Below are 13684 nucleotides of genomic sequence, written 5' to 3'. Positions count from 1 at the left end.
TGGGCAATATTGAGTAGGTACAAATTAATGTACCTTAAATTATTACTAAGATTACTTGGTTTCAGTGAAATCAGCATCAATCACATCATCACCGCCATCAGGAGAGGTAGAACCGCCATCTTGAGGAGCAGCACCAGGAGCAGCACCACCACCAGCTTGTTGATAGATGTTGCTACCAACGGCGAACAGTGCTTGTTGCAATTCTGGAGTTAGCTTTTTGATTTGCTCGTCGTCTTCTTTAGCAACGGCTTCCCGCAGTTCTTTCACCAAACCTTCAACTTTGGTTTTATCAGCTTCTGGGACTTTATCACCCAATTCTTGTAGCTGCTTCTCGGCTTGGTATGCCAAAGAGTCGGCTTGGTTTTTACGCTCAATTTTTTCCCGACGTTCTTTGTCAGATGAGGCGTTTTGTTCCGCTTCTCTCACCATGCGGTCAACGTCTGTTTTATCCAGAGTGGAAGCACCAGTAATACTGATGGACTGTTCCTTACCAGTACCTTTGTCCTTAGCGGTGACATTCAAGATACCGTTAGCATCAATGTCGAACACAACTTCGATTTGAGGAACACCTCGTGGTGCTGGGGGGATACCATCAAGACGGAAGGTTCCCAAGCTCTTGTTATCATTAGCAAATTCCCGTTCACCTTGGAGGACGTGGATTTCCACGTTGGTTTGACCATCCACGGCGGTAGAGAAGACTTCTGATTTCTTGGTGGGAATTGTGGTGTTACGAGGAATAATCTTTGTCATCACACCACCCAAGGTTTCCACACCCAAGGAAAGTGGTGTTACATCTAACAGCAAGATACCTGTAACATCACCAGCCAACACACCAGCTTGAATGGCTGCACCGACTGCTACAACTTCATCAGGGTTAACAGTTTGGTTGGGGTCTTTACCCAACAGATTTTTAACCAGTTGTTGTACGGCGGGGATACGGGTAGAACCACCAACTAAGACAACTTCATCAATATCATTCTTGGTTAACTTAGCATCACGTAGTGCCTGTTCCACAGGTACACGAGAACGGTCAATCAAGTCTGAGCAGAGTTCTTCAAACTTCGCACGAGTTAGGGTTGTATCCAGGTGCTTGGGGCCGTCCTGGGTAGCGGTAATAAATGGTAGGTTAATTTCCGCTTGAGTAACGCTGGAAAGCTCAATCTTGGCTTTTTCTGCCGCTTCTGTCAGACGTTGTAGTGCTTGTCTATCTTTGCGGAGGTCAATACCTTCGGCTTTTCTAAATTGTTCAGCTAAGTAATCAACGATTTTTTTATCGAAGTCGTCACCACCAAGGTGGGTATCACCAGAAGTAGCCAATACTTCAAATACGCCGTCGCCCACTTCTAGGACGGACACGTCGAATGTACCACCACCAAGGTCAAATACGAGGATGGTTTCATTACTTTTCTTATCAAAACCGTAAGCCAAAGAAGCGGCTGTAGGTTCGTTGATAATCCGCAATACTTCAATCCCGGCAATTTTACCAGCGTCTTTGGTAGCTTGACGTTGGGAGTCATTGAAGTATGCAGGAACAGTAATTACCGCTTGGGTGACAGTTTCACCAAGATATTTACTAGCATCTTCAACTAGTTTGCGGAGAACCTTAGCGGAAATTTCTTCGGGAGCAAATTGTTTACCGGCTCCGGGAGAGTCTACTTTAACGTTACCGCCACTGCTGAGAACTTTGTAAGAAACTTCTGTAGCTTCGTTTGTTACTTCGTCAAAACGGCGACCAATGAACCGCTTAACAGAGTAGAAAGTGTTTTCGGGGTTCATCACCGCTTGACGCTTGGCGATTTGTCCTACTAGGGTATCGCCATTTTTGGCAAATGCTACTACCGATGGGGTGGTACGAAAACCTTCTGCGTTAGCAATAACTGTGGGTTTACCACCTTCCATTACTGCGACGCAGGAATTAGTTGTACCTAAGTCAATTCCAACTACTTTTGCCATTTTAGGTGCTGGCTCCGTATAACTACAAATGAATGGGAATATAAGGGACTAAATTTTTGAACCAACTAGTTAAAAAAGTAGTCAGTTCAGTATCCATAACTTTTGTTTTGGTTTTCCTGGGTGGGAAAATCCAAGTTATGCTGATATATATACTGAAACTTAGCGATCGCCAGTCCATGAAGGGTGGTTTCCCGAACCTTTAATGGGACGGTTAATTTTAAAGGTTGTTTTTAGTTGGTTCATGGATTAAATTGCTTTCACTCTGTCTAATCTATGAGAATTAATACTTTGAGTAATTAGGGTCAACCGTAATGCTAATGTGGTGTTTGCCGTCTTTAGGGGTAAATAACCTTAGTTTGCCTGAAATTAGCTTGGCAATAAATGCAGCGATCGCTTGATGAATACCGTTAATTTACTGATGTAGTAGTCCACCCTCAAAAATTCTGATCTTCTACTCCCCAGTTTTTCTTAGATAAAATTAATTACTATGGTGATACACAACCGTCCCCAAAGTTGATGAAAAGCGCTGACTTCCAAAATTCCCCATCCTCCTTTCAACGTCCTGACATCCTCGCGCCGGCTGGTAACTGGGAATGTGCTAAAGCTGCTGTAGAAAATGGGGCAGATGCCATTTACTTTGGTTTGGATAGGTTTAACGCCAGAATGCGGGCGCAAAATTTTACTGAAGCAGATTTACCCGCATTGATGGCATTCCTGCATCTACGGGGTGTGAAAGGTTATGTCACTGTCAATACACTCATCTTTACTCAAGAATTAACTGAAGCGCAGCAGTATCTCCGCACAATTATCGCTGCTGGTGTGGATGCTGTGATTGTTCAGGATGTGGGCATTTGTCGCCTGATTCGTCATTTGTCGCCGGATTTTCCCATTCACGCCTCCACTCAAATGACCATAACTAGCGCGGCTGGTGTGGAATTTGCCAAGTCTGTTGGTTGTGAATTGGTAGTACTTGCTCGTGAATGTTCTCTTCAGGAAATTAATAAAATTCAGCAGCAAATTTCCCAACAGGCTGCTTCTCTACCACTAGAAGTTTTTGTTCACGGGGCTTTGTGTGTAGCCTATTCTGGTCAGTGTTTGACTAGTGAAGCCTTGGGGGGACGTTCTGCCAATCGTGGCGAATGCGCCCAGGCTTGCCGAATGCCCTATGAATTAATCGTTGATGGGGAAATTATAGATTTAGGTGAACGTAAATATTTACTCAGCCCCCAAGATTTAGCAGGATTAGAAATATTGCCTGATTTGGTCAAGTCAGGCGTAACTAGTCTCAAAATTGAAGGGCGTTTGAAAGCCCCAGAATATGTAGCTAATGTTACTCGTGTTTATCGGCAAGCCTTGGATCGGGTAATGGGGAAATTGGAAAAAACTAACCCCATAACCCCATTCCCTATTAGGGAAGGAGGAAAAAATGTTTCTCTCTCGGCTTCGGAAAGGGGCTGGGGGAGAGGTGAAGAAAGCTACAACTTGGAGATGGCATTTTCACGGGGGCTTTACACTGGTTGGTTTAACGGGATTAACAACCAAGAACTGGTTCATGCCCGATTTGGGAAGAAGCGGGGAGTTTACTTAGGTGAAGTCAGCCGCATCCGCAACGAAGAGGTGATTATTAAATTAGAAGCCCCTGTGAAGCCTGGAGATGGTGTGGTTTTTGATTGTGGTCATCCAGAGGGAAAGGAAGAAGGTGGTCGAGTTTACGGAGTTGTACAGAAGGGTAAAGAAGCTGTATTAACCTTTGGCCGAGATAATTTGAACTTCCGCCGCATTCATGTAGGTGATAAGCTGTGGAAAACCAGTGACCCAGAACTTGATAAACAACTCAGGCAAAGCTTTGCTGGAGAGAACCCACAATTCCAGCGTCCGATTGACTGGGAAATCTATGGTGAACTTGGTCAGATGTTAGTGGCGATCGCCCGCGATGAATTTGGTAATATTGCACAAGTAGAATCAGCAATATCACTAGTTGCAGCCCACACCAAACCTTTAGACACAGACCGTTTACAAGAACAATTCGGTCGTCTTGGTAACACTCCCTTCCGTCTAGGAACCCTCACCAATCACCTCAATGGTGCTGTCATGATTCCGGTAAGCGAGTTAAACCGGATGCGTCGGGAAATTGTCACTCAGTTAGAGGCGTTACGCAGTCAAGCCAAACGCTGGCAATTACGTACTGATGTCTCCTTCCAAGACCTACTCCCTCCCCCATGTCCCTCATCCCCCATCTCCCCCTCCCTCATCGTCCTAGTCCGTAACCTCAAGCAACTCCAAGCCGCCCTAAAAACTGGTGCGGAAACCCTATACTGCGAATTTGAAGACCCCCGTGCTTATAAACAAGCGGTAAAGTTAGTACGCGAAGCTAGACAAGAGGCAGGGGGGCAGGGGGCAGGGAGCAGAGGCGAAAAACGGCTTCCAGAGTCTCCCCAAATCTTCGTCGCCCCTCCCCGAATTACTAAACCTGGAGAAAACTGGATTTTACAACAAGTCCGCGCCGCTAACGCAGACGGGTATCTAATACGCAACTATGACCATCTAGAATTTTTTGCCACCGATAGTTGCATAGGTGATTTTTCTCTGAATGTTGCCAACCCTTTAACCGCAGACTACTTTAAGCAAAACTTCGGCTTGGAGAGGCTGACAGCATCTTATGATTTAAATATCAATCAATTAGAAAACTTACTTACCAATTGTCCTGCCCAATGGTTTGAGGTGACAATCCATCAACATATCCCCATGTTTCACATGGAGCATTGCGTATTTTGTGCCTTTCTCTCCGCCGGAACAGACTATACTAATTGTGGTAGACCGTGTGAAAAACACGAAGTAAAATTGCGCGATCGAGTAGGTAGTGAACACGTCCTCCAAGCAGATGCAGGTTGTCGCAACACAGTATTTAACGGTACAGCCCAAACTGGAGCCGAATACGTACAGCGCCTGATAGATTTAGGCTTACGTCATTTCCGCATTGAGTTTGTGAATGAGACACCAGAGCAAGTGACTAAAACGATACAACGTTATCAACAGTTACTACAAGCTGAGATTACAGGTTCTCAATTGTGGCGAGAGTTGAAGTTACAAAATCAGCTTGGTGTCACTCGTGGCCCCTTGGGTGTGTCAACACTTCGATGAAACAGAGATTTCGTGCTACAAAGCAGAATCAAGCCTACAGTTTTATGACTTATGAATAATCTTATAACAGCTAAAAATTCTTGGGATGCAGCTTCATATCAAGATAAACACAGTTTCGTATGGCAATATGGCGAAGACCTGCTGCAATTACTCAATCCCCAACCAGGAGAATTTATTTTAGATTTGGGTTGTGGTACGGGACAACTGACAGAAAAAATTGCTCAATTTGGTGCTGAGGTTCGGGGAACTGATAATTCAGCGACAATGATTGAGAAGGCTAGGAAAAACTATCCTCATTTGAATTTTGATGTGGCTGATGCTAGAAACTTTCAAGTAGATAAACCACTAGATGCGGTATTTTCCAATGCTGTACTACATTGGGTGAAAGAACCAGAAGCAGCGATCGCCTGCATACATCAAGCCCTAAAATCAGGAGGGCGATTTGTGGCTGAGTTTGGGGGGAAAGGTAACATACAACAAATTCTCACAGCTTTATATAACGCTTTAGAAAACCTTGGTATCTCCAACCCACAAACATTAAACCCTTGGTACTTTCCCAGTATCGGTGAATACGTTACCATCCTAGAAGCCCAAGGCTTTGATGTTATCTATGCAGCTTTATTTAACCGTCCTACACCTTTGACAGAGGATAAAGCAGGCATGGCAAACTGGATATGGATGTTTGCCGACGCTTTTCTCGTAGGGTTAACGTCTGAAGAACAAACACAAGTGATTTGTGAGGTAGAAAATTTTCTGCAAGGAAAACTTTATCATCAAGGAACTTGGACAGCAGATTATCGACGAATCCGTATAGTTGCGAACAAAGTTTAACAAAACGTAGGGGTTTAAATCCCTGACTTCTATCAAGCCGCAAGTGTTGTGGCTCTTTCTAAATCCCCTTTACAACGAACGTAGAGAAGCCGCAGGCTATTGCGAATTGGTTTTATTGCCTCATCTCCTAACCCCAAGTGTCTCACCTTTTAATTTAAGTTATGCTTAGACAAAAACTGTTCTTATTACTAACCATAACTCTCAGTAGTGTTTCCCTATTTCAAGTATCATCGTCCATAGCACAAACATCATCAGTTCTCTTACCTTCACAAGCCCCTTTGGAACTAGATTTACTCACTAAACCAAAGGAATCAATAATTACAGCTAATACTATTAACTTATCAGGATTAACGACTCCCAGCTTATGGTGGGCAAAAGAAAATTCTGAAAATAAGCTGTTAGATAATTGGATTGCATATCCAGCTAGTGAAAATGAAGCTGCAAGGGTGGATTTGATTGTCAATCAGCAAATTTGGAGCTTATTAGACTATTTAGAACGTTATGACTTTGTAAATCGTTTGGGTAATACTGTGAGAAGGGATGCTTATAACGTCCGGGTGTTTAATTATCAAAAAGACTTGCTGGGAACTTATACTTGTAGCTTTACTTCTAGTCCCGTCAATTGCAATATTCAGTTGAATACCCAATACAAGTTACGTCGCTATCAATAGCAAATAACTAGGCAAAGAAAACCTGATCTACAGTGAACCTTGGAATTTTGGATTGGGATATAAGGGCTTGTCATACCAATTCAAAATTCAAAATTAGGAAATCAATATTTTGCCAGGGTTTCTGGATTTGGATCTGTTTCATGATTTTAGTGAATTGGTATCAGTTGGTAGGGTGCGTCAGTATGAATAATTTCTTGGTAAAGCTAGGTTTTCTTGCACTGACGCACCCTAAATTTTGGATATTTCTTTATCTGGAAGTCCCTAACTAGCTGTTGCTATTGCATGATTTAGAGCTGATTCGTAAAGAAAATCTTAAGGAGATTCAAATCATTACTAGGTCTAAGTTTCAGCGAATAAGTGCTGTATTAACCCGAATTCCTGAAACCCTTACATGGTAAGTATTTTACTTTAGTTTACAAATTAGCTCTTAAACGCGGCTTGTCTAAACCAATTTGATTCAGGAGTAACCAAGATTGAATTAAGTCGGGGCCATGTACATCTCCAGTCAGGGCGACTCTGAGCGATCGCATGACTAAACCTTTCTTCACGTTTTGGGACTTCACCACTTGTTTAATTATGTCTTGGGCTGCTGTTTCTGTGAGTTGGGGTTGAGTTTCCAAGGTGCTAATAATTGACTCAAGTACAGCTTTAGAACCTTCTTGCTGTAATTGTTTGTTACCTTCTTCGCTCAATTCCACTGTCTCAGTGAAAAACAGTTTGCTCATATCTACCGCATCTGTTAAACGCGTCAAGCTGGCACTAAGTAAACTCACCAACTGCTCTAGCCAAGCACGGTCACGCCCCCCAGTAAATGAATATCCAGCTTCTTCCCAATAAGGAATGAGTAAATTAGTTAACTTATCGACTGGAGTATTGTGGATGTATTGACTGTTCAACCAATCTAGTTTCGCCCAGTCAAATTTTGCCCCGGCTTTATTCACGCGCTCAAAACTAAATTCTTTGGCGGCTGCTTCTAAGGTAAATATTTCTTGGGTAGAATCTGGCGGCGACCAACCAAGCAAGGTCATGTAGTTGACTAAGCCTTCAGATGTAAAGCCCATTTGCTTAAAGTCAGAAATGGATGTCACCCCATCTCGCTTGGAAAGCTTACGCCCTTCCATATTTAAAATTAGGGGAGTGTGGGCAAATTCTGGCATTTTTGCCCCAAAAGCTTCATACAGCAGAATTTGCTTGGCGGTATTGGCGATGTGGTCTTCTCCCCGGATGACATGACTGATTTGCATATCAATATCATCAATCACAACAACAAAGTTGTACAAAGGTTGACCCGTATTGTCTTCTGAAGCACGAGCAATGACCATATCACCACCTAAATCACTGCCTCGCCATACCATTCTGCCCCGTACTAAATCGTTCCAGACAATTTCCCGGTCATCGTCAATTTTAAAGCGGATAACAAAACTGCGCCCTTGGGCTTGGAACTCGGCTTCTTGTTCTGGGGTGAGGTTGCGGTGACGGTTATCGTAGCGGGGGGCTTCACCTTTGGCTTTTTGTGCTTCTCTGAGGGCTTCTAGTTCTTCCGATGTAGTGTAACAACGATAGGCTAAACCTTGATCTAAAAGTTGTTTGACCGCTTTTTGATAAAGGTCGAGGCGTTGAGATTGGAAAAATGGGCCTTCATCCCATTTCAATCCTAGCCAACGCAATCCCGTCATAATATTTTCTGTGTATTCGGGACGCGATCGCTCTAGGTCTGTGTCTTCAATTCGCAAGATAAATTTGCCGCCGTGGTGACGGGCAAACAGCCAGTTAAATACGGCTGTTCTTGCTGTACCAATGTGTAAATTTCCAGTTGGGCTAGGGGCAATTCTGACTCTAACGGTCACAGTATTTCTCTCTTTCGCAAAGCATTAATAAATTTAGCTTAATATCTAAGCTTCCGAGTCCTCAGATAATTCTAAAAGTTAAGGAATTTACAATATTACTAACTATCTGAGTTCTCTACCTAATGATACTCAGAACTTATTAATCGTAAATTAGAACGGGACTGACGGGGCTCGAACCCGCAACTTCCGCCGTGACAGGGCGGTGCTCTAACCAATTGAACTACAGTCCCTTAATTGGCAACTTCCCTATTATGACGAACATTCAAACATTTGTCAACCTTGTTGATGAAATTTTTTCTTTGCCTCAGACTTTAACTGATTCTTTTGGCTAGTTTTTCCATCTGGCGCGTAGATGACAAATGCTGGAGCATTTGGGATTGGGTTTGTTTATACTGCTGCTTGAGCAAGTTTTTACTTAAATGAGGTTGAGAAGTCGGGAGAAGTTTTTGACTTTGTTCTACCCAGATTTTCAATTTTTGCCTTTGACTGGGTTCAATGTCGCTGCTGAGAACCTGAATACAGATATGGGGTGATTCTAGGGTGAAGCAAATGAGAGGGTAGCTTTCATTGTCAGCTAAGGATAAAACCAAGCGGCGGTTATGGGGATTTTGCATATCTAAGTAGCAAGGTAGCCACTTAGGAGCTAATTCTTGGTTGTAAAGTAGTGTCACCCATAAAAGCATGGGGTGGGGTGACGTGACAAAGATAAAGCGGTTGTAAATTTGAGAATTTGCACGCTGCTGAATTTTTTTGGTTGGTAACATCAGCCAGAGTGTGGCTAAAGTTTTTTGATGTGTGTTTATTTGTTGGGGAAAAACAATTTCTTGTATGGGTTTATCTGGAGGCCAAGTAAGTTGGCTAGATTGGTTTTGTAAGGAGTATATTAGCTCTGAGCCTAAGGGTAATTTAGGAGTTGATGAAGAGTGTAAATTTGTCGGAAAACTAGCACAGTGGGACTGTTCTAGACTATCAATGATTTGCAATATTTCTCCAACATTTTGTGGGCGATCGCTGGCTTTTTTTTCTAAACAAGCCATGATTAATTTGTTGAGTTGTGTCGGGAGTTTTAGTTGGGGTTGAACATCGGCGATCGCTCGTGGCTTTTCAAAATTGTGTGCTTTATACCAAGCCCCAAAAAAATCTGTTTCTGGTTGCCAAGGTTTAGCTTTTGTGAGCATTTCAAACATCATTACACCCAGACTATATATATCCGAGCGACTATCTAAAGTTTCTCCTTCTAATTGCTCAGGTGAACAGTAAGGTAGAGTACCATTAAAACCTTTATTTGTACTAAATGTAACTGTATGATTTAAAAATTTAGCGATACCAAAGTCGAGAATTTTAACTAACTGTCCTAATATTGGATCAGGAATAACGAATATATTTGCTGGTTTGATATCTCGATGTACTAAAGGGTAAACTTTACCATCGATTTGAATACCTTGATGGGCGCACTGTAAACCCAAACAAATCTGGCGGGTGAGATGCACAAACTTAGGCAATGGTAAGGGAAGTAAATCCTTTAAACTTTTGCCGTTGAGGTATTCCATAACATAAAAAGGTTTCCCTGTGTCACTAACACCATAATCATAAGCTCGTACAATATGTAAACTTTTTTGACTTAGGGCTGCACTCATGAGTGCTTCACGGGCAAAGTCTTTTTGAATTTTAGGATCGCATACAGTCTGAGTCAAAAATTTGATGGCAACTGGTGTTCCTCCTAATAAAATATCAATTGCTAAAAAAACTTCACCCATACCACCTATACCAATCAATTTTTGCAGTTGATAACGATTGGCAATTAATCCTGTACTGTGTGGAGATGCAAATGCACTTTGATTCACTTTTACAACCTCTCCTATGGCAGCTTTTGACACAATAAAATGTCAATTATTGATAATGCTTGAAAATCTGTAAAACTTTATCAATTATTTTAGAAAACCAATTTTTTATTTCTATTTGTTCTTGCGGTTTATTGACTGCTAAATTATGTAAAATCTCTAGTTTTATTTTTTCATACTCAGTTTTTAGTATATTTTTAGCTTGTTCAGCAGCCACTAATTCCGTTGATTGGATATCTTCTTTGGTGGTTAGCCAGTCTGTAAGTTGTTGACGTTGTTTAGCGGAGAGAGTTAAAGTGACAACCTGAGGACAGTTCGTCGGTTCTTCTATAGCAAATAATAGTAGATGATAATATCCTGTTTCTGCTAAAACTTTGACTATTTTTTGCCCTCTAGTTTCTTGTAAATCTATAAAATAAGATAACCATCTGATGAGAGATATCTGAATATCGTATAGTACGGTTACCCACAATATCATTGGATAGACGTTAATTTTATTAATAAATTCAATGCTGTGATTTTTAGATAAAAACTGGGCTATTTCCTGTTTAGGTAACATTGCCCAAAAAGTGGGAATAAGCCCTTGACTAGTATATAAAAGATGAGGAAATCCAATTAGATCCACTGGCTTGTTTTTTGGCCAGATTTTCTGTAAACATTCTTTTTCAGTAATAGAAGTTATAGGTACTAATTGAACTGTAGGTAGAGTTTCCCAAATATCATTACTACTAGAATTAGGCTGCTCAATTTGCTGTTTAATTTGTTCTAATACTGCTATTATTTCTTTAATATTCTGTGGGCGATCGCTCACTTCTTTCGCCAAGCAATTTGTTACTAAATCCTGCAATTCTTGAGGTATTTTTAATTGTCTATCTACTTCGACAAATGTAGGTGGTACTTGAAAACGATGGGCTTGATACCAATTACCAAAAGAATTACTTTGTGTTTGAAATGGATGTTTTGCTGTTAGCATTTCAAACATTAGTACTCCTAAACTATAAATATCAGATCGCACATCAAGTAGCTTACGTCCTTCCATGTGTTCTGGTGAACAATAAGGTAAACTACCGATAAATGAATCTGTGAGTGTCATTCCACTGCGTTCTGTTAAAAATTTGGCAATCCCAAAATCCAAAATTTTAACATTTTCCTTTTGTTTACTATTTTCAGTAATAAATATATTTTCTGGTTTGATATCTCTATGCACAACTGGATATATCTCACCTTTAAGGCTAATGCCTTGGTGAGCGCACTGTAAACCTAAACAAATTTGATAGCAAATATCTAAAAATTGCTCTATCGCTAATGGCTTAACTTTTAATATCTGTTTTAAGTTTTTTCCTTGGAGATACTCCATCACATAAAAAGGAGTTCTCTCATCAGTCATTCCATAACTCAATACGCGGACAATATTTTTACTTTTACGCCCTAATTGAGCGCCAATAAAAATCTCTCTGCCAAACCGTTGAGATATATGTTGATTTACTAAATTTAACATGAGAATTTTCAAGGCTACTTGTTTACCACCTTTAGCAGCATCTTCTGCTAGGTAAACTCTCCCCATTCCTCCTTTGCCAATCAAATCTATTATTAAATAGCGATTGTTTAAGAATTTTCCAATATAAACATCTGGTTCTGTTTTTGGATTTACCATACCTGGTAATGTGACGCTATCGAATAAATGGTTGATCGAATTAACACTTAATTTGAATTTAGATAAATTTTCAACTTTTATAGACTTGCTTGTTCGTTCTAAAAATTAGTTTTTTGTTTATCGAAAATTCTGCAAAAGTTTATGCAAAATCTCTTAAATATTATGTAACATAACAACTCAGCAAAAGATATGAGGAAATTCACTTAATCCCTGATTTGAATGAATAAATTTAGCGAAAATCAACAGTAAATATACCGACAAATCCCAACTATATAATCGGAATTTGCAGTCAGAAGTTTTGATAGCTTAGTAGTAAGCACTTCAGTGCTGAGAATGTAAAGAATAAATTTATCTCTATAAATAAAATGCTGCGTGACTAATACAAACAAATTTTATTCTCAAAATTCATGACATAAACTACTAGGGTATACTTCTTGTACTTAACAAATGTTATATGTATTTTTTTAGAAATATTAGCGGTTTAAATTTGGTACTATTCGTCGTAAGAACCTGATTAGGGGTGATTCTATTTTGAGTTGAAATCCCAGAATTTGGCTGCGTTGTATGGAATTAAAATTATTGTCACTAATCAGGATTAAGGCTTTTTGTCCATTAGGTAGCTGAGGACCAAGGGTTAAACCTTCTATGTTATCTAGCGCTACATCTAAGGTTCTTAAATCTAAGAGTAGTTTTTTCCGCACTGGTTTGATATTTTTAGCGTCGATTGCTAACAAGCTATCTATATTTTGGATATTATCAGCGCCTTCTAGGGAAACCTGAAATAAAGAAACACCAAATCCTAAACCTGCAAAAGACCGTTCTATACTCAGGAAGTGACCTTGATTATCTAGAGCAAGTAAATCTGGTAATCCACTAGCAAATCTACCTGTTAAATTAAAAAATGAGGATACAGGTTCTGTTTGGTAGAGAAACTCTTTCTCTGGTTGATTGTTTTGTAAGTTATATTGCAAAATTCTGCAAGGACTGCCAATATCAGGTTGAGCTGCTGGCCCGTCTTGAATTAAAGCATTTTCTGTAGCTGTAAATAAATATTGATTATCGGGTGTAATGCTCAGGCTTTCAAAACTTAAATTATTACGAATACCTTGCTTACCATTTTTATCAGGTAAAAACTTATTTGGTATAGGTAATGTTTTAATTGCTTTACCTGAGGATAAGGAAAACTTTTTAATAAAGGGAGAAATTAATCTATTTACATCACCTTCAGAAGAAATGAAGACTGTTTCTGCTTGCGTAACAGCAATTCCTTCTGTGTCGCTTTCCCCAGGAGGAAAAGTTTGACTATTTTCTTTTAATAAAGTGGTTACACCGACAGGAGTAACGCTACCATTTTGTAAAGAGCCTTTACTTAAATCAATTTTGAGGGTGTAAAAACGCGTAGGTGCTTTTTGTCCCCTATCATCAGAAATAGCATAGTAAAGGTCATTACTGGCATCGTAGGTAATTCCTGATAATCCACCTACTTCAGTTTTTTGAAAAGATAATTTTTTTGGTAAAGTTGCTTGTCCAATAAATTCTATACTACTAATTTCTACTGCACCTGTAGCTACATTAGTGACGAAGAAACTAGTCATTAAAATTCCAATAGTAAAGAAAATAAATGATTGCCAATTTAATATTTTTCTAGTTATTTTCATGTTTTCCGCTTCTGTGTTGCTATCTTAGTGGTTTATTATTTTTCACTACTAAGACATAAGGTTTTTTAGGACTAAAGTCCTGACTACA

At 40.1% G+C, this 13684-nt stretch carries 8 protein-coding genes and 1 tRNA gene; 3 read left to right on the top strand and 6 right to left on the bottom strand.

Annotated elements, in window-relative coordinates; translation table 11 throughout:
• Nucleotides 1–51: 51 nt before the first annotated feature.
• Nucleotides 52–1953, bottom strand: a complete 1902-nt coding sequence (gene dnaK, locus H6G18_RS16250; protein ID WP_190408138.1) for a molecular chaperone DnaK — start codon at nt 1951–1953, stop codon at nt 52–54.
• Nucleotides 1954–2469: 516 nt separating this feature from the next.
• Between dnaK and H6G18_RS16245 the strand changes: the two genes are divergently transcribed.
• From H6G18_RS16245 to H6G18_RS16235, 3 genes are all read left to right on the top strand, one after another.
• The gene (locus tag H6G18_RS16245; protein WP_190408137.1) at nt 2470–5094 is read left to right on the top strand and encodes a U32 family peptidase; all 2625 of its coding nucleotides are present in this window, start codon (nt 2470–2472) and stop codon (nt 5092–5094) included.
• A 51-nt stretch (nt 5095–5145) separates the two neighbouring features.
• Nucleotides 5146–5925, top strand: coding sequence for a class I SAM-dependent methyltransferase (locus H6G18_RS16240; protein WP_190408136.1), 780 nt, complete (start codon nt 5146–5148; stop codon nt 5923–5925).
• A gap of 161 nt (nt 5926–6086) precedes the next feature.
• Entirely contained in the window at nt 6087–6596 is a 510-nt protein-coding gene (locus tag H6G18_RS16235) for a hypothetical protein (protein ID WP_190408135.1), read from the top strand.
• Nucleotides 6597–7009: 413 nt separating this feature from the next.
• Here the strand turns inward: H6G18_RS16235 and gltX are convergent, their stop codons facing one another.
• The 5 genes from gltX to H6G18_RS16210 all read right to left on the bottom strand — a co-directional run bounded on the left by gltX (nt 7010) and on the right by H6G18_RS16210 (nt 13596).
• Nucleotides 7010–8443 carry a glutamate--tRNA ligase gene (gene gltX, locus H6G18_RS16230; RefSeq protein WP_190408134.1) on the bottom strand — a complete coding sequence of 478 codons (1434 nt, stop codon included), beginning with the start codon at nt 8441–8443 and terminating at the stop codon, nt 7010–7012.
• Nucleotides 8444–8599: 156 nt separating this feature from the next.
• Nucleotides 8600–8673: transfer RNA gene (locus H6G18_RS16225), tRNA-Asp, on the bottom strand.
• Between the two features lie 81 nt (nt 8674–8754).
• Nucleotides 8755–10287 (bottom strand): serine/threonine protein kinase, encoded by a 1533-nt coding sequence (locus H6G18_RS16220; RefSeq protein ID WP_190408133.1) that lies wholly within the window; start codon nt 10285–10287, stop codon nt 8755–8757.
• Between the two features lie 46 nt (nt 10288–10333).
• Entirely contained in the window at nt 10334–11938 is a 1605-nt protein-coding gene (locus H6G18_RS16215; protein ID WP_190408132.1) for a serine/threonine protein kinase, read from the bottom strand.
• 473 nt (nt 11939–12411) lie between these two features.
• The gene (locus tag H6G18_RS16210; protein WP_190408131.1) at nt 12412–13596 is read right to left on the bottom strand and encodes an esterase-like activity of phytase family protein; all 1185 of its coding nucleotides are present in this window, start codon (nt 13594–13596) and stop codon (nt 12412–12414) included.
• Nucleotides 13597–13684: the final 88 nt, after the last annotated feature.

This window comes from Anabaena subtropica FACHB-260 (assembly GCF_014697105.1).
GTDB classification, from domain to species: Bacteria; Cyanobacteriota; Cyanobacteriia; order Cyanobacteriales; family Nostocaceae; genus Trichormus; species Trichormus subtropicus.
This window is presented reverse-complemented; position numbering and strand designations above follow the sequence as displayed.